The sequence below is a fragment of the Rhodococcus sp. PML026 genome (assembly GCF_000963615.1).
GTDB classification, from domain to species: Bacteria; Actinomycetota; Actinomycetes; order Mycobacteriales; family Mycobacteriaceae; genus Rhodococcoides; species Rhodococcoides fascians.
Genome location: NZ_KQ031370.1, coordinates 160147 through 183414, shown reverse-complemented (window position 1 = coordinate 183414; position 23268 = coordinate 160147). Strand labels below are relative to the sequence as shown.

The 23268-nt window shown below is 64.8% G+C and carries 22 protein-coding genes; 12 read left to right on the top strand and 10 right to left on the bottom strand.

Going from position 1 to position 23268, the window contains the following annotated elements; genetic code table 11:
* The first annotated feature begins 140 nt into the window (after positions 1 to 140).
* Complete coding sequence (locus VF34_RS05415; RefSeq protein ID WP_045841016.1) at positions 141 to 1850, top strand: ribonuclease J; 1710 nt, start codon at positions 141 to 143, stop codon at positions 1848 to 1850.
* A gap of 11 nt (positions 1851 to 1861) precedes the next feature.
* Here the strand turns inward: VF34_RS05415 and VF34_RS05410 are convergent, their stop codons facing one another.
* Both VF34_RS05410 and VF34_RS05405 read right to left on the bottom strand, forming a co-directional pair.
* A complete protein-coding gene (locus VF34_RS05410; RefSeq protein ID WP_045841015.1) occupies positions 1862 to 2266 on the bottom strand; it encodes a MerR family transcriptional regulator in 405 nt (134 codons plus the stop codon).
* Positions 2267 to 2300: 34 nt separating this feature from the next.
* Positions 2301 to 3809 carry a SulP family inorganic anion transporter gene (locus VF34_RS05405; protein ID WP_027495310.1) on the bottom strand — a complete coding sequence of 503 codons (1509 nt, stop codon included), beginning with the start codon at positions 3807 to 3809 and terminating at the stop codon, positions 2301 to 2303.
* Between the two features lie 173 nt (positions 3810 to 3982).
* On the opposite strand from VF34_RS05405, the gene VF34_RS05400 reads away from it, so the two are divergent.
* The gene (locus VF34_RS05400; protein WP_032374774.1) at positions 3983 to 4876 is read left to right on the top strand and encodes a LysR family transcriptional regulator; all 894 of its coding nucleotides are present in this window, start codon (positions 3983 to 3985) and stop codon (positions 4874 to 4876) included.
* Between the two features lie 140 nt (positions 4877 to 5016).
* On the opposite strand, the gene VF34_RS24905 is transcribed toward VF34_RS05400, so the two are convergent.
* The 3 genes from VF34_RS24905 to VF34_RS05385 all read right to left on the bottom strand — a co-directional run bounded on the left by VF34_RS24905 (position 5017) and on the right by VF34_RS05385 (position 6647).
* On the bottom strand, positions 5017 to 5184 hold the full coding sequence (locus VF34_RS24905; RefSeq protein WP_156158493.1) for a hypothetical protein: 168 nt from the start codon (positions 5182 to 5184) through the stop codon (positions 5017 to 5019).
* Between the two features lie 171 nt (positions 5185 to 5355).
* Positions 5356 to 5751, bottom strand: a complete 396-nt coding sequence (locus VF34_RS05390; protein ID WP_045841013.1) for a universal stress protein — start codon at positions 5749 to 5751, stop codon at positions 5356 to 5358.
* Positions 5748 to 6647: a 2-hydroxyacid dehydrogenase gene (locus VF34_RS05385; RefSeq protein ID WP_196249596.1), complete on the bottom strand. Its 900-nt coding sequence runs from the start codon at positions 6645 to 6647 to the stop codon at positions 5748 to 5750. Before VF34_RS05385 ends, VF34_RS05390 begins: the two co-directional genes overlap by 4 nt.
* Positions 6648 to 7083: 436 nt before the next feature.
* Here VF34_RS05385 and VF34_RS05380 point away from each other — a divergent pair, with 436 nt between their 5' ends.
* The 7 genes from VF34_RS05380 to VF34_RS05350 are packed head-to-tail and all read left to right on the top strand — an operon-like array spanning position 7084 to position 14451.
* Entirely contained in the window at positions 7084 to 8661 is a 1578-nt protein-coding gene (locus tag VF34_RS05380) for an ABC transporter substrate-binding protein (RefSeq protein WP_032374770.1), read from the top strand.
* Between the two features lies 1 nt (position 8662).
* Positions 8663 to 9595 carry an ABC transporter permease gene (locus tag VF34_RS05375; RefSeq protein ID WP_045841012.1) on the top strand — a complete coding sequence of 311 codons (933 nt, stop codon included), beginning with the start codon at positions 8663 to 8665 and terminating at the stop codon, positions 9593 to 9595.
* An 8-nt stretch (positions 9596 to 9603) separates the two neighbouring features.
* Positions 9604 to 10590 (top strand): ABC transporter permease, encoded by a 987-nt coding sequence (locus VF34_RS05370; protein ID WP_045841011.1) that lies wholly within the window; start codon positions 9604 to 9606, stop codon positions 10588 to 10590.
* Positions 10587 to 11606, top strand: a complete 1020-nt coding sequence (locus VF34_RS05365) for an ABC transporter ATP-binding protein (RefSeq protein ID WP_045841010.1) — start codon at positions 10587 to 10589, stop codon at positions 11604 to 11606. Before VF34_RS05370 ends, VF34_RS05365 begins: the two co-directional genes overlap by 4 nt.
* Positions 11599 to 12594, top strand: coding sequence for an ABC transporter ATP-binding protein (locus VF34_RS05360; protein WP_027495302.1), 996 nt, complete (start codon positions 11599 to 11601; stop codon positions 12592 to 12594). Before VF34_RS05365 ends, VF34_RS05360 begins: the two co-directional genes overlap by 8 nt.
* A complete protein-coding gene (locus VF34_RS05355; RefSeq protein ID WP_082079151.1) occupies positions 12591 to 13331 on the top strand; it encodes a sulfite exporter TauE/SafE family protein in 741 nt (246 codons plus the stop codon). The genes VF34_RS05360 and VF34_RS05355 overlap by 4 nt, the downstream gene beginning before the upstream one ends.
* 46 nt (positions 13332 to 13377) lie before the next feature.
* Positions 13378 to 14451 (top strand): SDR family oxidoreductase, encoded by a 1074-nt coding sequence (locus tag VF34_RS05350; RefSeq protein ID WP_045841009.1) that lies wholly within the window; start codon positions 13378 to 13380, stop codon positions 14449 to 14451.
* A gap of 98 nt (positions 14452 to 14549) precedes the next feature.
* Here VF34_RS05350 and VF34_RS05345 read toward each other — a convergent pair whose 3' ends face one another.
* From VF34_RS05345 to VF34_RS05330, 4 genes are all read right to left on the bottom strand, one after another.
* Positions 14550 to 15749 (bottom strand): DDE-type integrase/transposase/recombinase, encoded by a 1200-nt coding sequence (locus VF34_RS05345; protein ID WP_231578190.1) that lies wholly within the window; start codon positions 15747 to 15749, stop codon positions 14550 to 14552.
* 110 nt (positions 15750 to 15859) lie between these two features.
* On the bottom strand, positions 15860 to 17260 hold the full coding sequence (locus VF34_RS05340; RefSeq protein ID WP_045841007.1) for a xylulokinase: 1401 nt from the start codon (positions 17258 to 17260) through the stop codon (positions 15860 to 15862).
* Between the two features lie 40 nt (positions 17261 to 17300).
* Positions 17301 to 18998, bottom strand: a complete 1698-nt coding sequence (locus VF34_RS05335) for a SulP family inorganic anion transporter (protein WP_032406023.1) — start codon at positions 18996 to 18998, stop codon at positions 17301 to 17303.
* Between the two features lie 106 nt (positions 18999 to 19104).
* Positions 19105 to 19449, bottom strand: coding sequence for an ArsR/SmtB family transcription factor (locus VF34_RS05330; RefSeq protein ID WP_027495297.1), 345 nt, complete (start codon positions 19447 to 19449; stop codon positions 19105 to 19107).
* 115 nt (positions 19450 to 19564) lie between these two features.
* On the opposite strand from VF34_RS05330, the gene VF34_RS05325 reads away from it, so the two are divergent.
* The 3 genes from VF34_RS05325 to VF34_RS05315 all read left to right on the top strand — a co-directional run bounded on the left by VF34_RS05325 (position 19565) and on the right by VF34_RS05315 (position 22372).
* The gene (locus VF34_RS05325) at positions 19565 to 20212 is read left to right on the top strand and encodes a TetR family transcriptional regulator (protein ID WP_027495296.1); all 648 of its coding nucleotides are present in this window, start codon (positions 19565 to 19567) and stop codon (positions 20210 to 20212) included.
* A 148-nt stretch (positions 20213 to 20360) separates the two neighbouring features.
* Positions 20361 to 21518 (top strand): acyl-CoA dehydrogenase, encoded by a 1158-nt coding sequence (locus VF34_RS05320; protein WP_027495295.1) that lies wholly within the window; start codon positions 20361 to 20363, stop codon positions 21516 to 21518.
* 5 nt (positions 21519 to 21523) lie between these two features.
* Positions 21524 to 22372 carry a 3-hydroxybutyryl-CoA dehydrogenase gene (locus tag VF34_RS05315; protein WP_027495294.1) on the top strand — a complete coding sequence of 283 codons (849 nt, stop codon included), beginning with the start codon at positions 21524 to 21526 and terminating at the stop codon, positions 22370 to 22372.
* Positions 22373 to 22467: 95 nt separating this feature from the next.
* On the opposite strand, the gene VF34_RS05310 is transcribed toward VF34_RS05315, so the two are convergent.
* Positions 22468 to 23268: IS3 family transposase (locus VF34_RS05310; RefSeq protein ID WP_082079150.1), on the bottom strand; the 801-nt coding region annotated here is incomplete at its 5' end.

Sequence of the window (23268 nt, the reverse complement as noted above, 5' to 3'; positions counted from 1 at the left end):
GATCGACGTGGACGACGAGCTGTCCCATGGCTCGAGGACGGCCATGACACGGTCGGCATTCCACCCTCGACGGCGAGCAATGCGTGGATCTTCGGACCGGGGTCGAAGCCAGGTCGGCAGTCCCCCGTAGCGTTGAGGTCATGTCTAGATCACCACGCCAACGCAGATCCCCCGCCGCACCTCGAAAGCGATCCTCCTCAGCGCTGTCGGCAGGGCACCTTCGCGTGATCGCGACGGGCGGTCTCGGCGAGATCGGCCGGAACATGACCGTCTTCGAATTCGACGGAAAGCTGCTCATCGTCGACTGCGGCGTGCTGTTTCCCGAGGAGCATCAGCCCGGCGTCGACGTCATCCTCCCCGACTGGAGTTGCATCCGGGATCGCCTCGACGACGTCGTCGCCATCGTTCTGACGCACGGACACGAGGACCACATCGGCGGCGTCCCGTATCTGCTGCGCGAGCGTGGCGACATTCCCGTCATCTCGTCGCGGCTGACGCTGCATTTCCTGGCTGCCAAGTTCGAGGAGTTCAAGGTCTCGACGACGCTGATCGAGGTCGAGGCGGGGCAAACCCGGCAGGAAGGCCCGTTCGAGCTCGAGTTCATCGCCGTCAACCACTCGATTCCCGACGGTCTGGCCATCGCCATTCGTACCGACGCCGGGCTGGTGCTGCACACCGGTGACTTCAAGATGGACCAGTTCCCGCTGGACGGTCGGATCACCGACCTCCGGAGCTTCGCACGCCTCGGCGAGGAGGGGCTCGATCTACTCCTCGTCGACTCCACCAACGCCGAAGTGCCCGGGTTCATGGTCTCCGAACGCGACCTGGTCCCGGCCATCGAGAAGGTGTTCCGCGAAACGACGGGACGCGTGATCGTCTCGAGCTTCGCCAGTCACGTGCACCGCATTCAACAGGTACTCGACGCCGCACACGCGCAGGGCCGCAAGGTTGCGTTCGTCGGCCGATCGATGGTGCGCAACATGAAGATCGCGACCGACCTGAGCTACCTCGACGTTCCCGACGGCCTCGTCGTGGACCTCCCGAAGCTCAATCGGCTTCCGGCCAACAAGATCACGCTGATCTGCACCGGCTCCCAGGGCGAGCCCCTCGCGGCGCTGTCGCGGATGGCGTCGGGCGAGCATCAGATCAAGGTCGGCGACGGCGACACCGTGCTGATGGCGAGCAGCCTGATCCCCGGCAACGAGAACGCGATCTACCGCGTCATCAACGGCCTCGTCGACAAGGGTGCACGCGTGGTGCACAAGGGCAATGCGAAGGTGCACGTCTCCGGTCACGCCAGCGCCGGCGAGCTCGTCTACTGCTACAACATCCTCGAACCCGCCAATGTGCTTCCCGTACACGGTGAATCGCGGCACCTGCGTGCCAATGCCGATCTCGCCATCAGGACCGGTGTTCCTCGCGATCGCGTGATCATCGCCGAGAACGGAAGCGTCATCGACCTGTACGACGGCGTCGCGCAGATCACCGGCTCCGTCCCCATCGAACTGATCTACGTCGACGGCAGTGCCGTTGGTGGCGTGACGGAGGATTCACTGGCCGAGCGTCGCCTCCTCGCGAACGAGGGCGTGCTGACCGTCATCGCCATCGTCGATCCCGACACCGGGCTGCTGGTCGACGACGTCGACTTCATCGGACGCGGATTCGCCCATGAGGCAAACGCTTTCGACTCGTTGGCCAAGGCGATCGGCAAGACCCTCACACGCGAGAGCGACGTCAAGGTTGCCTCCCGCGAGAACATCGAGAAGCGCATCGTGCAGGAATCGGCCCGCTGGGCCAAGCAGACTCTGGGCCGCCAGCCCCTCATCGTCCCGGTGGTCGTGGACGGCTAAAGCTGGTCCGGTCAGATTTGGGCCGCTGCGCCGCGAGTCGACAGCACCTCGGTCAGCTCCTCGGCGTAGGCGAGCTGCCGCCGCAACGTGCGGCAGCTTTCCTCGGCCTTGGTGTGGCACTCACGAACGAAGGCCGCGGCCGACGACCTCGCGTCGTCGGTCGCGTTCTCGTCGCCGAGAACGTCGAGGGATTCCAGTAGCTGTTTCATTTCGGCCAACGTGAAGTCGAGTGGCTTCATCCGGCGAATCACGAGCAGTCGTTCGACGTCGGACTCGGTGTAGAGCCGGAAGCCGCCGACGGTCCGAGCAGAGGGCGTGACCAGACCGACATCGTCGTAGTGACGAACTGTGCGAATCGACAGCTCGGTTCGCTGAGCTACCTGCCCGATCTGCATGTGTACGCCGTCGTCTGTCATGTGCCGCCTCTCTTCGCCCGACCAACCACCCTAGTCAGTGCTCGGCACCCAGGTTTCCACTGAGACGATCGTGCCGCTCGGTCGACGGCGCGTTCAGGCCGACGATCTCCACCGTCTTGCCCTTGGCGGCGTACTTGGTGGTGATGGCGTCCAGGGTCGCAACGGTCGACGCGTCCCAGATGTGCGACTCGGACATGTCGATGACGACGTTCTTCGGATCTCCGACGTAGTCGAACTGGTAGATCAGATCGTTGCTCGACGCGAAGAACAACTCGCCCTTGACGGCGTAGACGCGGGTGTCGTCGTCGGGATGCGCGACGTCGACAACCTCGGTCAGGTGTGCAACCCGCCTGGCGAACAAGACCATCGCGGTGATCACTCCGACGACGACGCCGTACGCGAGGTTGTGGGTGACCACAGTGACAGCGACGGTGGCCACCATGACGAGAGTTTCGCTCTTGGGCATGCGCCGCAACGTCTTCGGGTGAATGCTGTGCCAGTCGAAGGTGCCGACCGACACCATGATCATCACGGCGACCAATGCGGCCATCGGAATGAGCGCGACGATGTCGCCGAGACCGACCACCAGGATCAGCAGGAAGGTGCCGGCGAGGAACGTCGAGATACGGGTGCGGGCACCGGAGACCTTCACGTTGATCATGGTCTGGCCGATCATCGCGCAGCCGCCCATACCGCCGGTGAATCCGGTGACCAGGTTCGCCACGCCCTGACCCCAGCCCTCACGAGTCTTGTTGGAGTGCGAGTCGGTGATGTCGTCGACGAGCTTGGCCGTCATCAGTGATTCGAGCAGACCGACCAGGGCAATGGCCAGAGCAAACGGCGCGATGATCGACAGGGTGTCGAACGTGAACGGCACGTCCGGGATCAGGAACGACGGCAGCGAGGACGGCAGTTCACCCTCGTCGCCCACGTCCGGGACGGCCAGCGCGAAGACGAGCGTGACGGCGGTGAGAATCACGATGGCGATCAGAGGTGCCGGCACGACAGTGGTGAGCTTCGGCAGGAAGAACATGATGAGCAGTCCGACGGCGACCATCGGGTAGACCAACCACGGCACCCCGATCAGGTACGGCACCTGTGAGGTGAAGATCAGGATCGCCAACGCATTGACGAATCCGACCATGACACTGCGCGGGATGAATCGCATCAACTTGGCGACACCGAGGACGCTCAACACGATCTGCAGCACTCCGCCGAGGATGACCGCGGCAATGAGGTAGTCGAGGCCGTACTCGCGAGCCAAGGGGGCGACCACCAGGGCGATCGCTCCGGTGGCCGCGGAGATCATCGCCGGTCGACCCCCGACGATGGAGATGGTGACGGCCATCGTGAACGACGCGAACAGGCCGACGCGCGGATCGACACCGGCGATGATCGAGAACGAAATGGCTTCCGGGATCAACGCCAGCGCCACCACCAGCCCGGCAAGAACCTCGGTCTTCAGTCGCCTCGGTGAGCGCAACGCACCCAGCACCGAGACGTCTTCGACGGCGGTGCCGGGCACCTGGGCAGCTCGAGACACGACGACTCCGTTCGATGGTTACGAGGGACGACAACCGGGATGGGCGTCCACTCCGCGAGCAACTCTACTCTTACCGGAGGGAAGGTTACTAATCATCGAGGCGTGCACCACGTGCGCTAGATTTATACGAAGAAGCACGCCGGAACTCCCAGCGCGATGCAAGGAATGAATCGATGTTCTCGCTCAACAGGCTGTCCTGCTTCATCGCCGTCGCCGAGGAATTGCACTTCGGCCGCGCCGCCGAACGTCTGCACATGACGCAGCCGCCGCTCAGCAGGCAGATCCAACAACTCGAGAGCGAAGTCGGCGTGCAGCTGATCGACCGCACGAGCCGGTCGGTGACCCTGACGGCCGCGGGATTGGCCTTCCTACCCGAGGCCCGACGCATCCTCGACCTCGCCGAGGGCGCTCTGCTGACGGTGCGACGCGTTCCCACCGGAGACCTGGGGACTGTGATCGTGGGATTCACCGGGGCATCGGCGCATGCGGTGCTCCCGCAGCTGCTCGACGCCGCGCGCGAGAAGCTACCGGACGTGAAAATCGTTCTACGCGAGATGGTCTCGGCGGTACAGATGGAGTCTCTGGCCATCGGCGATCTGGATCTCGGGTTGGCCAGGCCACCACTCAAGCGACCGGGCATCGCGTCCCGGCCGGTGCTGCACGAATCGTTGATCGCGGCGATGCCCGAAGAACACCCACTGGCCGCGAAGGACGAGCTGTCGGTAGAGGACTTCGACGAGCAGCCGATCATCATGTACTCGCCCGTCGACGCGCGGTACTTCCACGAACTGCTGATCAGCACCTTCACCATCGTCGGGGTCTCACCGCGCTACGTGCAGTACGTGACCCAGGTACACACGATGCTGGTGCTCGTTCGCTCGGGAATCGGACTGGCGCTGGTACCCGAGTCGGCGTCGACCATGCGGCCGGAAGGCGTTGTGTTCCGGCCGGTTCGGACGGTGAAGGAACGCCCCGTCGAACTCGACGCCGCCTGGCGCGTCGACAACGACAACCCGGCACTGCACCGCTTCATGACCGACGTGCTGCCGACGCGTGAGTGGTCGTGATTTTTTCCTGCTGATCGAGCCGTGGTTCGACAGTGCCCGAAGCCGGTCTCGGTCGAGTGCTCGTGTGAATACGGCGCGCCTCGAAAGCCAACGAAGGCCCGCACCTGGTTGGGAGCGGGCCTTGTCGGGTTCGTGGGTGCTCAGTCTTTGGGCGGATTGGCGTCTTTGCCAGCGGCGACGTCGCGGAGCCATTGCGGGACCGGCTTGTTGTCGTACTCGCGGAGTTTGATGGACGCTCCTGCGGCTGCTGCGCGTACCTTCCGGCGCTGCTCGGGGGTCCAGGCCCGGCGCGGTTCGGTGGTGGTCATGGGCGCTCCTCGCGGTGTGTTGTAGCCCCATTGTCGCTGTTGCCGTCGGTTTCCGCTAGGTCGTTGCTGTCGAGGTCGATGTCGGCGATCGCTTGCAGTGTGTCGCGGTCGGTCTTAGCGATGAAGGGGGTCGCAGCGACGGTGCCGAATACTGTCCAGCCAGCAACCGAACTATCGCGGCGTCCCAACCGGCGGCTTGACGGCCGTCACCGGGCAATGCGCTTCGAGCAGTACGCGCTGAGAGATGCTGCCCATGAACAACTTTCCGACGGGCGATCGACGTCGGATGCCGATGACGACCAACTGAGCCTGCTCGTCGAACGACAGGTCGATCAGGTTGTCGGCGTGCGAGCGGCCGGCCTCGTTGTCGTGAATATTCGTCGTGACACCGACCGCCGACGCCTCCTCGCGAGCCGATTCGACGGTGGCAGCGAAGTCGGCGTCTGCCGCGCTGTTGTCCTCGGCGACGATGAGCAGATTCGTTCCGCGCATCTGGGCCTCGCGAAATGCGAAGGGCAGCGCGCCTTTTCCTTCGGTGGTCGGCGAGTAGCCGACGACGACGGTCACTTTGTCACCGGCGTGACGAGGGAGCCGTCGGCCAGGAATCGATCGAGGTTCTCCAGTGTCAGTGCTTCCATGGCGGCGCGAGTCTCCACCGTTGCGCTGCCCACGTGCGGCAGCAGCACCACGTTGTCCATCGCCAGCAGGGCGTCGGGCACGTTCGGTTCGTGGGCGAACACGTCCAGGCCCGCACCGGCGAGCTGCCCGGAGGCGAGCAGTTCGATCAGCGCCTCCTCGTCGACGACGCTTCCGCGGGCCACGTTGATCAGATAGCCCTGCGGCCCCAGCGCGTCGAGCACCGCGCGATCGACCAGATGGGCCGTTCCCGAGCCACCCGACGCGGCGACGATCAGTACGTCGACGCCCTCGGCGAGCGCTACAGGACTGGCCGCGTACGCATACGGTGAACCGTCGATCTCGTTGCGGTTGTGGTACGAGATGGGGCAGCGGAATGCGGTGAGCCGGTCCGCAATTGCAGATCCGATCCGGCCGAGCCCGATGATCCCGACTCGTTTGCCGGTGACCTGACGGGTCAGCGGAGTGTTGCCCTCGGCCGGCCAGCGGCCGGCCCGTACGAATCGCTCCGCGGACGAGAGCCCACGCACGGTGTCGATCACCAGGCCGACAGCAAGATCCGCGACGCAGTCGGTGAGCACGTCCGGGGTGTTGCTGACCCCGATGCCACGCTCGGTGGCCGCGTCGACGTCGGTGGTGTCGTATCCGACTCCGAAGTTCACGACGGCTCCGAGCTGCGGCAACCGCTCCATCAGCGCTGCGTCGACGCCGGTTCGGCCGGAGGTGACGACGGCGGTGATCGACGGGCCGTGCTCGGCCAGGAACTGCTCACGCTCGTCCCCCTCGGGCAAGGTCAGCGCGTCGTAGTCGGCAACCAGAGTGTCCATCAGGGACGGCTTCAGCGGCCCGACTCGGAGCACGCGGCCCCCTTGGCGTGAATCCTGTTGCAACACAGACTTTTCCTGTTGACCGGTGGTCACCGTTGTCCTCCTCGCGATGTGGTGGAGCGTGCGCGTTTCCTGTACGGTATGCCGCTTCTCGGATACCTGTCCAACACGCAAATAACATGGACCGATACCCAAACGGCATGAACATGACCCCCAGCATGCAGGTATGCCTAACCCGCTTGGACGTTCGACCTGCTCAGAGGCGCTGAACTGCGAGCAGCCGCACTGATCCAGCACGATTGTGACGTGGATAACGGGCCGAAACGTCGCTTTCGTCCGGTTGACGGTGGAGATCACCCACTCCTACCGTGTGTCTACCGTCACAGATCCGAATGCGGCTCGATGACGCGTATCCCTTTTCCCACTGGAGGCCACCATGAGCCCTGCACTCTCCGTGCAGCAGGGACGGACCCATCGCGTCGCCGCTATTGCTGTTGGCGCACTGACACTTTCATTGATCGCAAGCGGCTGCACCGTCGCGAACTCGAGCAACGGAGCCGCAGCCCGCGCAGACACCCTGCGCATCGTTCTGCCTCAGGAACCGCCCACCCTCGAAGCCTGCGACGTATCGCTGACGTCGGTCGGAGTGGTCACTCGCTCGAACATCACCGAGCCGCTGATGGAGCGCAATCCGAGTACCGGTGATCTCGAACCGAAGTTGGCGGACTCGTGGGAGCAGACCTCGGACACCGAGTGGACGTTCGCCATTCACCCCGGCGTGACGTTCAGCGACGGCAGCCCCTTCGAAGCCGAGGATGCAGCGTTCTCCATCGACCGCACCGTCAACTCCGAACTGGGATGCAACGTCGAGGGATACGTCTTCGGCGACGCCGATCTGGTGGTGAAAGCCGTCGACCCGTTGACGCTGACAGTGCAGTCACCCGAGCCCGATCCCATTCTGCCGCTGCGGCTCTCGTTCGTGGAGATGGTTCCGCGCACTGCGAGCTACACCGAGCGGGTACGCGAACCGATCGGCACCGGCCCGTTCGCGATCGAGCGGTGGGACTACGGCCAGAAGCTCTCCCTGGTACGCAACGAGACCTACTGGGGCCCGAAGCCCGAATACGCCAGGGCCGAATACCAATGGCGCAGTGAGGGCAGTGTCCGCGCGTCGATGGTGACCAACGGCGAGGCCGAGATCGCCACGTCGGTCGGACCGGAGGACGGTGCAGGCGACCTCGGCGTGGCCTATCCCAACAACGAGACCACGGCACTGCGCATGCAGGCCGCGCAACCGCCACTGGACGACATGCGGGTTCGGCAGGCGATCAACTACGCCATCAACCGCGACGGCATCGTCAAGGCGCTCTTCCGTGGACTCGGTTCCCCTGCAGCACAGCTCATCTCCGAGGGTGTCGTCGGCTACAACGAGGACCTGACGCCGTGGCCCTACGACATGGACCAGGCACGCACGCTGATCGACGAGGCGCGGGCAGACGGGGTACCGGTGGACACAGAGATCCGCCTGATCGGACGCACCGGACAGTTCCCCAAGATCAACGAGACAGTGGAGGTAATCCAGAACTCGCTGTCCAAGATCGGCATGAACGTCAAGATCGAAATGATGGACGCCGCAGGTACGGCCGAATACCAGGAACGTCCGTTCCCGAACGTCGGGCCGTATCTACTGGTGATTCAGCACGGCAACCAGGCCGGCGACTCCGCCTTCACCGTCGATCAGTACTTCACCAGTGACGGGTTCCAGAGCGCTTACGGCACAGCGGACTTCGACAAGGAGATCGCCGCCGCCGGTGCACTCACCGGAGAAGACAGGCAGGCCGCGTACGCCCAGGTGTTCGCCGACGAACCGAAAGACATCATGCAGATGGCCTACATCGCACACATGAACGGGGTGCTCGCCAAGGCCGCCTCGGTCGACTACACCCCGGACTCGGCCACGGTCGACGAAATGCATCTGGCCGCGATGACCCGCGCCGAGACCGAGAGGCCCTGACATGTTCAGATTTCTGCGCCGACGGATCTACACCAGCCTGATCCCGCTGTTCGTCGTTCTACTGGGCGTCTTCTTCCTCGCCCGGCTCACCGGCGGCGACCCCACCAGCCTGTACCTCCCCGAGTCGGCCACCCAGGCGCAGCGCGAAGCATTCCGCGCCACCAACGGCTTCGATCAACCGGTGCTGACTCAGTTGCTTGACTACTTCAAAGGTGTCGTACAACTCGACTTCGGGCAGTCGCTCCGCACCGGTGAGGACGCGTCGGCGATGGCCCTGCGCGCCTTCCCCGCAACGCTGCAGCTGGCGTTCGCAACGATGTTCCTCGCCATCCTCGGTGCGGTGATCATCGGCTGCTGGGCCGCATACCGGCCGAATTCGCTGGCCGATCGCATCTCGAGCCTGCTGTCGATGACGGCCGCATCCATTCCCGACTTCTGGTTCGCCATCATGGGCGTCTACGTCTTCGCCATCCTGTTCGGGTGGCTGCCCACCTCCGGGGTGGACAGCGGAATGCTCTCCTGGGTGTTGCCGATCGCCACGCTGCTCATTCGACCGCTCGGCGTCCTGACACAGGTCGTCCGTGGCGCGATGGTCTCGGCGCTGTCGGCACCCTACGTGCGGCTGGCGAGAAGCAAAGGGGCGAGCGACCTTCGGGTCGTCACCCACCACGCCCTGCGCAACGCCGCGGCACCGGCGTTGACCGTGGCCGGCGACCTGATGGTCGGGCTCGTCAACGGCGCAGTGGTCGTCGAAGCCATCTTCGGCTGGCCCGGTATCGGAAAACTGATGATCGACGCCATCCTCCAACGCGACTTCGCCGTTCTGCAGGCAGCCGTGTTGCTGACGGCAGTGTCCATCTTCGTCCTCAACATCGTCATCGATGCCTGCTATGCACTGCTCGACGCCCGGGTTCGCGACAAGGTGAAGGTCTAGGTAAGAACATGTCACTCGACTTCGAAGCACCGAAAACATCCGAGCCCGAGGATGTTCCACCGACGGCTCCGGTGGAAGCCCGCAAGGCGTCGGCCCCGCTGTGGAAGCTACTCCTGCGGGACCGAGTCGCCACCGTCGCTGCCGCAATCCTGGTGCTGGTCTTCCTCACCGCAGTCTTCGGCCCGATGTTGGTCGGGGACGCCGCCACCGACCAAGATCTCGATCGCTCGAACCTGCCACCGTTCACCCTCGACACCGGTTGGATGAACATCCTCGGCACCGATCCATTGGGACGCAGCATGCTGGCCCGATTGATCGTGGCGAGCAGAACCACACTGTCGGTAGCCATTCCGGCCGTGATCCTCTCGGCGATCATCGGCTCGTTCATCGGAATGTGGGCCGGCTTCCATCGCGGTTGGCGCGAGACCGCGGCGATGCGCGTCGCCGACGTCATCCTCAGCTTTCCGTCCCTGCTGATGGCCGTCGTCGTGCTCTACGTCTTCTCGCCCAGTGCCGCGAACATCGTTCTGGTCCTGACGGTCACGCGTATCCCGATCTACCTGCGTACCGCCCGCGCCGAGTCCGCAGAACTGCAGAGTCGGTTGTTCGTGGACGCTGCCCGTACGTTCGGCGCGAAGAGCGGATCGGTGATCCGGCGTCACGTGGCACCGATTCTGCTGCCGACTCTGCTGACCGTCGCAACCCTGGACTTCTGCTTCGTCATCCTGGCCGAGTCGTCACTGAGCTTCCTGGGCATCGGCATTCAGCCGCCCGACGTCTCCTGGGGCCTGATGGTCTCGCAGGGCCGCACCTACCTGCAGACCGCCTGGTGGCTCTCCTTCTTCCCCGGCCTCGCGATCGTGTTGACGACCGTCTCGGCCACCGTTCTCGCCGCCTGGGCCCGCATCGCCACCGATCCGGCGCAGCGGTGGCGACTCAACGTCCCCCGCTCCAAGCGGTCTCGCCTGATCCCCGCACGAAAGGTCGTCTCATGAGCGCACCGGCAACCGCACCTCGACGCTCCGATACCGGCAGCATCGCTCTGGACGTCCGCGGACTGACGGTCGATCTGCGGACGCCGTCAGGCGTCATTCGCGCCGTCGACAACGTCACCTTCTCCGCACGCCGCGGCGAAACCCTCGCTTTGTTGGGTGAATCCGGCTGTGGCAAGTCGATGACCGCCCAGGCCATCGTCGGGTTGCTCGAACCGATCGCCGACATCACCGGCGGCTCGGTGGAGATGGGCGACGTCGATTTGGTCACCGCCAAGACCAAGGTGCGACGCACGATCGCGGCCACCGAACTGGCCATCGTCTTCCAGGATGCACTGACCGCACTCAATCCCGTCTATACCGTGGGAACTCAACTGGCCGAGCCGTTTCGGATCCACCGGGGTATGTCGGCCAAGCAGGCGCGAGTCGAGGCCATCGCCCTGATGGCCCGCGTGGGTATCCCCGAGCCCGAATCACGCGCCGACTCCTACCCGCACCAGTTCTCCGGCGGCATGCGGCAGCGCCTGCTGATCGCGATGGCCGTGGCCCTGAGTCCGTCGGTACTGCTGGCCGACGAACCGACCACCGCCCTCGACGTGACCGTGCAGGCGCAGATCATGGCACTGCTCAAGGAATTGCGCACCGAGCACGACATGGCCGTCGTACTCATCACCCACGACCTCGCTCTGGTGGCCGAAGAAGCCGATCGAGTGGCAATCATGTACGCGGGCAACGTCGTCGAAACCGGGTTGGTTTCGGAGGTGTTCGGATCGCCGCGCCACCCCTACACCAAGGGTCTGCTCGACTCGGTCCCCGTGCACGCCGTCCGCGGCGAGGATCTCAAATCCATCGGCGGCACCCCGCCGGATCTGCACTCGATCCCCGACGGATGCGTCTACCAGGCACGTTGCCCCATCGCCCGTGAGATCTGTAGCAGTAGCCGCCCGCCGCTCGAATCCGTCGGCAACGGCCGCCTGTCGGCCTGCCACTTCCCGAACGAGGTATCGCGCAATGTCTGAGCAACTGTTGACCGTTCGTGGCCTGAACAAGACCTTCGACGTCGGCCGCGGGAAGCTACGCGCTCTGGACTCCATCGACCTCGACCTGCGGCGGGGCGAGACCCTCGGCCTCGTGGGCGAATCCGGCTGCGGCAAGTCCACTCTCGCACGCACCCTGATGATGCTCGAACGCCCGGACTCGGGCACCGTCGCCTTCGACGGCACGGATCCGTTCGCGCTCCGCGGCAAGGAGCTCCTCGCCTGGCGCCGCCGCGTGCAGATGGTGTTCCAGGATCCGTACGGTTCACTGAACTCACGCATGACGGCCGGGGACATCATCGGTGAACCATGGCGAACCCACAAGAGCCTCTACAAGACTCGACGTGACCGCTCCGCGCGGGTGCGCGAGCTGCTGCATCTGGTGGGCTTGCGACCCAGCGACGAGAACCGGTTCCCGCAGGAGTTCTCCGGCGGTCAGCGCCAGCGCCTCGGCATCGCGCGAGCTCTGGCACTGAACCCCGACGTCATCATCTGCGACGAGCCGGTGTCGGCTCTCGATCTCTCGGTCCAGGCCCAGGTGCTCAACCTGCTCAACGATCTGCAGAAGCAACTCGGCATCTCCTATGTCTTCATCTCGCACGATCTCTCGGTGGTCCGGCACGTCGCCGACCGAGTCGCGGTGATGTACCTGGGCCGCATCGTCGAATCCGGAGCCACCGAGGCAGTATTCGATCGGCCCGCCCACCCCTACACCGCAGCGTTGATGTCGGCCGCACCCACACTCGACGCGTCGAGCCGCGGGGACAAGATTCTGCTGAAAGGCGAGGTGCCGTCGCCACTGAATCCGCCGTCGGGATGCCGTTTCCGTACTCGCTGCTGGAAGGCGACCGACCTGTGCGCGAGCGACGCACCACCCGTCGCACACGACGCCGACGAGGCCGATCATGTTGCCGAATGCCATTATCCGCTCGTGGCAGGAAATCTCGGCCTCGTCGCCGCCGGAACATGACACTCACGCACCTGAGTGTCACCGGCTTCGTCGTCGTCGCGCTCGCGATCTTCTTCGCATCCGCGATGCAGGCGTCGATCGGCTTCGGCATGGGCATGCTGGCCGCCCCCATCGTGGCCATCGTCGACCCCGGCCTCATCCCGGCGACGCTGATCATGCTCGCCGTCGTGGTCAGTGTCCTTGTGCTGGTTCGCGATCGCACGGCCCTCGACCTGTCCGGCGCAGGGTGGGCGCTCGCCGGTCGCCTGCCCGGTTCGGCGTTGGGCGCAGTTCTGCTCGTTCTGTTGCCCGAACGCGGGCTGGCGATACTGTTGGCACTCGTGGTCCTGGGCGGCGTCGCGCTGACGTCGTTCGGCTGGGTTCCGTTGCCGCACAGACGTAATCTCGTCGTCGCCGGGGCCGCGTCGGGAGTTCTGGGAACCGCCACCTCCATCGGTGGGCCACCGATGGCTCTGGTGTGGCAAGGCAACTCCGGAGCCGAACTCCGCAGCACGATGAGTTGCTTCTTCCTCGTCGGCTCGATCATCTCCATCGCGGTGTTGACGGTGGCCGGAGCGGTGAACAGCCACACCGCCACGCTGTTCGCCTTCCTGGCCCCAGCGACAGTTCTGGGGTTCCTGCTCTCTCGGGTGATCAACCGAGTTCTCGATCGGCGACGCCTACGTATCACGGCAATCGCCGTCTCGGCCGTGGGCGCGATCGTGCTCGTCGTCCAGCAAGTACTGGCCCTGACGTGAGTGAAGCGTCACGTGTTGCATCGGCTCCAGTGGGTAACCGGACCCGATGACTACGAACACCACGCGCGCGTTGATCGTCGGTGCCACCGGCATTTCCGGGCAGGCGCTGTGCCGCGCAGCACTCGATGCAGGCTGGACCACCTACGGACTGAGTCGGAGCGGCAGTACCCCCGTCGACGGCGTCGTGCCGGTCGCGGCGGATCTGCTCGACCCGAAGTCCCTCGAAGACGCGCTGAAGGACGTCCGCCCCGAGGTCGTGTTCTTCACCGCGTGGGTGAAGAAGGACTCCGAGCAGGAGAACATCGAGGTCAACTCGGCGACCCTACGCAATGTGCTCGATGTTCTCGGCCCCCTCGATTCGGTGAAGCACGTCGCGCTGATGACCGGACTCAAGCACTACCTCGGCCCGTTCGATGCATACGGTGAGGCCGTGATGGCCGAGACGCCGTTCCACGAAACCGAGGACCGCCTCGACACCCCGAACTTCTACTACGCGCAGGAAGACGAACTGTTCGCCGGCGCAGACAAATACGGGTTCGGATGGAGTGTGCACCGCGCTCACACCGTCTCCGGTTTTGCCGTGGGCAACGCGATGAACATGATGCTGACGCTGTCCGTCTACGCGTCGATCTGTAAGGAACTGGGCGAGAAGTTCGTCTTCCCCGGCTCCGAAACCCAGTGGAACGGCTTGACCGACCTCACCGACGCCGACCTGCTTGCCGAGCAGATGATCTGGGCGGCAACCGACGACAACGCGCGCAACGAGGCGTTCAACATCGCCAACGGTGACGTCTTTCGCTGGCGCTGGCTGTGGCCGCAGTTCGCCGAGCACTTCGGTGTCGAACCCGAAGGCTTCGACACCGAACCGCGCCCCCTCGAACCCCGTATGTCCGACGCGGCCGCCGCGTGGAAGCGCGTCGCCGAGAAACACGATCTGGTCGAGAGCGATGTCTCCCGCCTGGCGTCGTGGTGGCACACCGACGGTGACCTCGGCCGCGACATGGAATGCCTGACAGACATGAACAAGTCCAAGAAGGCCGGCTTCCTGGGCTTCCGCTCCACGCCCGATGCCATCGCCTCGGTGATCCAGCGTTACCGAGATGCGCGCCTGATTCCCTGAGCGGCTGCGCCGCATGTGCGTGGAAACTCGACCCCTGCTACGTGTGCTGTCTTGATACATGCGGGACACGGGTGTCTCGATACATGTGAGACACGATTCTAGGCTGCGGGGCGGTGGAGTTGTCCTTGGTAGCGCTTGTCGATGTTCAAGTGCAAATGGCCGAGGACTTCTCCGCTGGCCGTGTAGGTGGTGATGTGGTTGCCGTCGCGCAGGACGGTCACGCGACTGTGAGCGTGGGACCGTCCGACCGAGATCGTGTGGTCGCCGACGGAGATCACGCCGGAGCCGGAGACGGAGTGGGTACCGACTGTGGCGTCGACCTGGGCGGGTAGGTGCTGCGGACCGCCCAAGGTTGCAGCGCCGTTCCATGCCTGCTGCGGGGGCATGTTCACGGCACTGTGGCGGCGGTCGTTGTTGTAGAACGTCTGGTACCGATTGCACGATGTCTGCAACTCGGCGGTCGTGGCGGGCCGGGTGGGTTGGTCGGTGAGCCACTGTTTGAAGGTGCGGTGGTGGCGTTCGACTTTGCCGTTGGTCTGCGGGTGGTACGGGCTCGAGTGAATGAGCCTGGCACCGGACCCGGTGACGAACGCGCCGAACTTCGAGCGGCCCTTCGACGCGGTCGCGCAGAATGCCATTCCGTTGTCGGACAACACGATTGCCGGTACTCCGTAGTCGGTGAACGCTCTGCCGATGGCGGTGATGGCTCCGGCGGTGGTCTCGGCGTGGCAGACGTACGTCGCGACGAGGGTGCGGGTGCAGTCGTCGAGAACCTCGAAGACGGTGGCTTTCCCGCCGCCGGCGAGTACGACTTCGGTGGCGTCGATCTGATAGCAGTCACGGGGTCGGGCGTATTGGAATCGGCGGTAGGACGATTTGGGTCGCTTCTTGGGTTCCGGGGTCACCAGGCCGTGGCGGGTGAGGATGTTGTTGATGGTCGATCGGGCCGGGACCTTCCAGCCTTTGCCGGCCCAATCATGTTCGGCGGCAATCTTGGTCAGCTCGTAGCGGATGTTGTCGGCACCGTTGTCGCGGCCCAATTCGCCGCGGAGCGCGATGATGCGGGCTTCGACAGCGTCGGGGGTGCGTGCCGGGCTCGAGCGGGGCCGGCGGGAGTCGAGTTCCCACCGGCCCCGTTCTCGGATCCGGGCGGCGTGACGGTTGGCGGTACTGCGGGAGAGCCCGTGATCGGCGCAGAAGCCTGACAGGCCTCGTTCGTCGAAGACGTCGGCTCCCTCGATGATCCATGCGGTCAAGGTGGCGTCGAGCAGGTTCATCCGGGCATCCGATCTGGCCATGGATTACTCCATAGCCGGTCACAGTGCCCCGCAGCATCATCACAGCCCGTGTGTCACATGTCCGTGGACATCTCGTGTCTCATATGTCCCCGGACTGAACACGACCCCTGCTACGAGTTTCCACTCACATGCGCGTAGCGCTCTCGCACCGCCGGCGTGGGGTCTGCCTCGTATGTCTTCGAGGTGGCCTGCGCCCAGGTCGGCGGCTCACTGGTCCCGGCCAAAGTCCATGCTGCCTGGCGCGCTGCCCCGTCGGCGACGTATTCACCGGGCTCGGGTACGGCCACCGGCACCCCGAGAATTGCCGGGGCCAAGGCTCGGAGCGCCGCGGACTTGGCACCGCCGCCGATGAGCAGTACTCGCTGCACGTCCACTCCCTGTGCACGCAGGTAGTCGATACCGTCGGCCAGTCCGCACAGCAGTCCTTCGACGGCAGCACGAGCCAGGTGGCCAGGAGTCGAATTGTTCAGTCGCAGTCCATGAATCGCTCCGGACGCATCGGGGAGATTGGGCGTCCGCTCGCCCTCGAAGTACGGCACCATCACCACACCGTCGCTCGTCGTCGACAGAGCCAACCGCGACAACTCGTCGTGATCGACGCCCAGCATTCGCGCCGTCGCATCGAGGACGCGAGCCGCGTTGAGCGTGCACACCAACGGCAGCTGACGCCCGGTGGCGTCGGCGAATCCGGCGACCAGGCCCGAACCGTCGGCCGCGGCGGCGGTGGTCACCGCCGAGACGACGCCGGACGTGCCGATCGAGACCACCACATCACCGGGCTGCGCATCGAGGGCAAGCGCCGCCGCGGCATTGTCTCCGGTACCCGGGCCGATCAGCGCACCGGCGGCAGTGTGGCCTATCGCCTCGTTCGGCGCTGCCACGCGGGGCAGCAATGGGTTGCGGCCACGAAAACCCAGCTGCAACAGATCCGTTCGATACTCGTTCGTGGCCGCCGAGAAGTATCCGGTGCCGCTCGCATCGCCGCGGTCGGTGGCCAAGGCGTCGAGCCCCGACGCGCCACCGAGCTGCCAGCCGATCCAATCGTGCGGAAGGCACACCGCCGCAGTGCGATCGGCGTTGTCGGGCTCGTTGTCGGCGAGCCACCGCAGCTTGGCGACGGTGATCGAGGCCAACGGAACCACGCCGACGGCGTCGGCCCAGGCCTGACCGCCGTCGCCACCGGTCTTCTCGCCGAGTTCCGCGATCAGATCCTCTGCCGCCTGGGCCGACCGAGTGTCGTTCCACAGCAATGCTTTACGAATCACGGATCCGTTGTCGTCGAGGCAGACCATGCCGTGTTGTTGCGCGCCGACCGACACCGCAGCGACATCGTCCAGCCCGCCGGCGGCGTCGACGGCCTCGTCGAGTGCTTCTTTCCACCGCTGCGGGTCGATCTCGGTGCCGTCGGGATGACCGGCGCGGCCGTGACGCACCAACTCCCCGGTGTCGGCATCGCGAACGAAAACCTTGCACGATTGGGTGGAAGAGTCGATTCCGGCAACGAGAGCCACGATGAGCTGGTCCTTTCGTACGCAAGTGTGACCTACGACCCTACCCGCGGGGAGTGGTCGCCTCGGTCACCAGCGTGCGTGCACAGGCGATGGCCTGCGGGGTGGTGTCGAAGACGTGTCGAGCGTCGTCGTCCTTGGTGGTGAACACCCCCAGGGCTGCGAGGGGACGCAGGTGCTCGGGCTTGGCACCGGAGATCAGGACGGTGATGTGTCGGTGTTCGAGTTCGGTGATGGTGTCCTTGAGAACCATGGCGCCGGTGGCGTCGATCGTGGTGACTCGGGACATGCGCAGGATCACCACCTTCACGTCCGAGACGTCGGCGAGTTCGAGCAGGAAGCTGTGCGCGGCACCGAAAAACAGCGCACCGTCGATGCGGTACGCGACGATGTGTTCCCGCAGCAGGTCTCCTTCTTCCTTCGAGACCGCATCAAGTGTGTTCAGGGGGACCTGCTCGACCGTGGCCGATCGCGCAACGGCCCGGAGAGCCAGGACGGCAGCGAACCCGACGCCGACCGCCACCGCCGTCACGAGATCGAAGACCACCGTGACGAGGAAGGTCGCCGCCATCACCACGGTGTCCCCGCGGCCGGCGCGGGTGATCGCCCGGATGGACGCGGTCTCGACCATCCGCACGGTGGTTGCGAGCAGCACTCCGGCCAGGGCTGCAAGCGGGATATCGGCGACCAACCCGGCCGCGGAGTACATGATGACGGCGAGGATCACCGCGTGGGTGAGGGCCGCAAGCCTGGTGCGGGCACCGGATCGAACGTTGACTGCTGTCCGGGCGATCGCACCTGTGGCGGGAATGCCCCCGAACAGGGGTGCGGCGATGTTCGCAAGGCCCTGTCCGAACAACTCCCGGTCGGGGTTGTGGCGAGCGCCGACGCCCATCGAGTCCGCGGCGGTGGCGGACAGCAACGATTCCAGGGCAGCCAGAGCTGCGACGGCACACGCCGGGGCCAGCAACGCCGTCACGTCACCCAGGTGGAAAAAGCCCAGGCTCGGGGCGGACAACGACGACGGAATGGTGCCGATGCGGGCGATGTCCAGATCGAACAGCTGGGTGGCCACGGTAGCGGCAGCAACCGCGACCAACGAGAACGGGATCTTCGGTGCCAGGCGGCCGCCGACGAGCATGACGATCGCGACGGCGATCGCCACAGCGGGGGTGAGGATGCTCGCATGCGCGACAAACGAACGGGCGGCATCGAACGCGGACTGCCAGACCTTGTCACCTTCGGCGTCCGTGATACCCAGCGCCGACGGAACCTGTTGCAGTGCAATGACAACGGCGATGCCCGCGGTGAATCCTTCGATGACGGGCGCGGGCATGTACCGCACAGCTCGGCCGATTCCTGCTACCGCGAGCACCAACAGAATTATCCCGGCCAGCAGCCCGACCGCGAGCACTCCCGTCGGCCCGAATTCGGCGACGATCGGGACCAGCACCACCGTCATCGCACCGGTCGGACCCGATACCTGAAACCGTGAGCCACCGAATACCGCTGCCACGACTCCCGCGATGATGGCGGTGGTCAGTCCCGCCGCTGCACCCAGCCCGGTGCTGACTCCGAATCCGAGCGCGAGGGGCAGCGCCACCAGCGCCACGATGAGGCCGGCGAGAAGATCCGAACCGGGTGCGCGCAGCGCGGGCTTCCACTCGCTCCATCTGGGTAGAAGGGCGGAAACCGCCCTCAGGGCGTCGTTCGTGCGGGTGCGTTTCGTCGGTTCGGACATGCGACGCTTCCTGAAAGCTCATCGTTCTTGATCCAGTTGATTGCTAAGTTTAGCAAGTAATGAATCAGATGCGGAGAGATGATGCACACCTCCCTCGACGGTCAGCTCAGGTGCGCGATCCGGACTCGCCGTCCAGCAGTTCTACCTGGTTGGCCACCACGCCGGTCAATATCTCCCGGGCCACCACGAGGAGGTCCGCCACTTTCGGCGACGTCAGCGTGTACGACACCGACAACCCCTCCCGAGTGCCCTCGATGAGACCCGCGCGACGCAGAATCGACAGCTGCTGTGACAGATTCGCCGGCTCGATGCCCACCTCGGGCAGCATCTCGGACACTGCGTGTTCGCGTTCGCTCAACAGTTCCAGCACTCGAATACGCGCGGGATGAGCCAACGTCTTGAAGAAGTCGGCCTTCATTCTGTACAGCGGTCGACTCGAATCCGTGGCCATGACGTCCTTCCGCTTCGCCGAGCACTGCGAAGCAGGCTACTTGCGAACACTAGCAATCAGCCACCGAGAAGGACGACCTCAGTGCCCCTGCCGAAACTCCGCTACCTTCACTGGCATGCGCGGAGAACCCGAGGAATCCACCGACTTCAGGCTGACCGTGGCCACCGCGGCCCTGGATCTGTTCTCGGTCAAGGGCTACGACTCGACGACGGTGGACGACATCGCGGTGGCGGCCGGAATCTCGCGTCGAACGTTCTTCCGGCAGTTCCGCGCCAAGGAAGACGTCGTCTTCGCCGATCACGAGATTCTGCTCGAACAGGTCGGCGCTTTGCTCGCGTCCAACACCGGCGACCCATGGCAGGCCGTCTGCGATGCCGCCCAGTTGGTGTACGAGCGATTCTCGGACTGGAAAGAGATGTCGCGGCTGCGATATCAGGTGGTGCATCGAATTCCCGCCCTGCGCGATCGCGAGATCGTCACCGTGTTCCGCTACGACCGTCTCTTCGTCGAATACCTGCAGCGGGCGCTTCCCGACCACCCTCATCTGGAGATCCTGCAGTTCTCCGCCTCGGTGACCGCGACCCACAACTACTTTCTACGACGGATGATTCGCGACGGCCTGCCGACGTCCGTCACCGACTTGCGCGCAGCGTTGGCGCAGGTCCGCGCCCAGTCCTCGGGAGACGTCGTGGTCGCGACATTCCCGCGGGGCACGTCCGTGAACACCGTCGCCGACGCGTTGGCCCGCCACCTCCCCGAGTGACACCCACCCGAGATGGCACTCAGTGCCGTCTCGGCGAGCCCCACCCTTGAATCGAGGCCGGTCCGGTCGTACACTGGGATGAAGCTTGGCACTGAGTGCCCTTTCTGGGCAGTGCTGTACCCCCGACATCGCGAGGAGCGTGGCCGACATGGCCGGAAATCCCGACTTCGATCTCTACCAGTCACCCGAGGAGCACGAGGAGCTGCGCGCAGCGATCCGGGCCCTGTCGGAGAAGGAGATCGCCCCGTACGCCAAGGAGGTCGACGAGGACTCGCGCTTCCCGCAGGAGGCGCTCGATGCCCTCAACGCCTCCGGCTTCAACGCCGTGCACGTTCCCGAGGAGTACGACGGTCAGGGTGCCGACTCGGTTGCCGCCTGCATCGTCATCGAAGAGGTCGCCCGCGTCTGCGGCTCGTCCTCACTGATTCCCGCCGTCAACAAGCTCGGCACGATGGGCCTCATCCTCAAGGGCTCCGAGGAGCTCAAGAAGCAGGTCCTGCCCTCGCTCGCAGGCGGCGCGATGGCGTCGTACGCGCTGTCCGAGCGTGAGGCCGGCTCCGACGCCGCCAGCATGCGCACCCGCGCGAAGGCCGACGGAGACGACTGGATCCTCAACGGCTCCAAGTGCTGGATCACCAACGGCGGCAAGTCCGACTGGTACACCGTCATGGCCGTCACCGATCCCGACAAGGGCGCCAACGGCATCAGCTCGTTCATCGTGCACAAGGACGACGAAGGATTCGTCGTCGGCCCCAAGGAGAAGAAGCTCGGCATCAAGGGTTCGCCCACCGCCGAGCTGTACTTCGAGAACTGCAAGATCCCCGGAGACCGCATCATCGGTGAGCCCGGCACCGGATTCAAGACCGCACTCGAAACCCTCGACCACACCCGGCCCACCATCGGCGCACAGGCCGTCGGCCTCGCTCAGGGCGCTCTCGACGCAGCCATCGCATACACCAAGGACCGCAAGCAGTTCGGCACGTCGATCTCGAGCTTCCAGGCCGTGCAGTTCATGCTCGCCGACATGGCAATGAAGGTCGAAGCTGCCCGCCTGATGGTCTACAGCTCCGCGGCACGCGCCGAGCGCGGCGAGAAGAACCTCGGATTCATCTCTGCCGCAGCGAAGTGCTTCGCCTCCGATGTCGCGATGGAGGTCACCACCGACGCCGTCCAGCTCTTCGGCGGTGCCGGCTACACCACCGACTTCCCCGTCGAGCGCATGATGCGCGACGCCAAGATCACGCAGATCTACGAGGGCACCAACCAGATTCAGCGTGTCGTCATGTCGCGGGCGCTGCTCAAATGAGCACCATCGAACTCGTAGGCGTCATCGGCGGCGGCACCATGGGTGCCGGTATCGCCGAAATGTGCGCCCGCTCCGGTAGCTCGGTGCTGATCCTGGAAACCAGCCAGGGCACCGCCGACGCCGCCGAAGCACGCCTGGACAAGTCGTTCGCACGGGCCGTCAAGTCCGGCCGCATCGACGCCGACGCGGCCGAGAAAGCCCGCGCCGCAATCTCGTTGACGCTCGACATCAACGATTTCGCCGATCGCGATCTCGTGATCGAGGCGGCACCGGAGATCGAATCACTGAAGCTGGATCTGTTCGGCAAGCTCGATTCCATCGTCAAACCCGAAGGAATCCTGGCGACGAACACCTCGTCGATCCCCGTCATCAAGATGGCCAACGCGACGAAGCGACCCGACCAGGTCGTCGGAGTGCACTTCTTCAACCCCGTACCGGTACTGCCGTTGGTCGAAATCGTCGTCAGCCTCCTCACCAGCGAAGAGACCGTCGACGCAGTCACCGATTACGCGGCGAACACCCTGGGCAAGAAGACGATTCGTGCGGGTGACCGTGCGGGATTCATCGTCAACGCATTGCTCATCCCCTACATGGTCTCGGCCATCCGGATGCTCGAATCCGGCTTCGCCAGCGCCGAGGACATCGACGACGGCATGGTCAACGGTTGCGCCCACCCCATGGGACCGTTGCGTCTGACCGACACCGTCGGCCTCGACGTCACCCTCGCGGTCGCAGAATCGCTGTACGCCGAATTCCGCGAGCCGCATTACGCTCCGCCCCCGCTGCTACAGCGCATGGTGGACGCGGGAATGCTGGGTCGCAAGAGCGGCAAGGGTTTCTACACGTACTCCTAGCCCACAGCCTTGCTTTCCGGCACGCCCCCCCCTTCCGGATCAATGCGGCATTCAGCTGCACTGGACCCCGTGGGTTGGACCGGTTAATGGAAATCCTAGGCTGCGAGGGCCTGGGCTCGGTATTGCACCGGGCTCAGGCCGTCGAGTCGTAGCGAGATGCGGTCGTTGTTGAACCAGTCGATGTAGTCCTCGATCGCGGTGTGCAAGGCGTCGAGGTTCAGGTATCGGACGTGATGAAACATCTCCTCTTTGAGGTGACCGAAGAAGTTCTCGATGATCGCATTGTCGTAACAGTTCGCTTTGCGGGACATCGATTGGATGGCTCCCGCATCGGCCAGCAACCGCCGCCACGACGAGTGCTGATAGTGAAAACCCTGATCCGAGTGCACAATTGGATAATCCTGTTCGCCGAGGGTGCCCAACGCGGCCCGCAAAGAACGGTTGGTGAACTCCGTCGTCGGGGACCGACCGATCGAATACGAGATGATCTGGCGGTCGAACAGATCCATCACCGGCGACAGATACAACTTCGCCTCCCCGACCCGGAACTCGGTGACATCGGTGACCCACTTCTGATTCGGGGCCGCCGCCGTGAACTGACGGTCGAGGATGTTCGCCGCGACCGCCCCGACCTGACCCTGATACGAGACATACCGTCGACGGCGCCGCACACGGCACGCCAACCCGAGCTCACGCATCACCGCGAGCACGGTCTTCTTCGCCACCCGCCACCCCGCGTCGACGAGGACTCGGTGCACGCGTCGATGCCCGTAGCGTCGGTGGTTTTTCTCGAACGCCCTGGTCACCGCCGCTTTCAACGCAGCCTTCGGATCGGGCCTGCGTAACTGCGCTTGACGGTAGAAGAACGTCGACCGAGCCAACCCGGCGACGTCGAG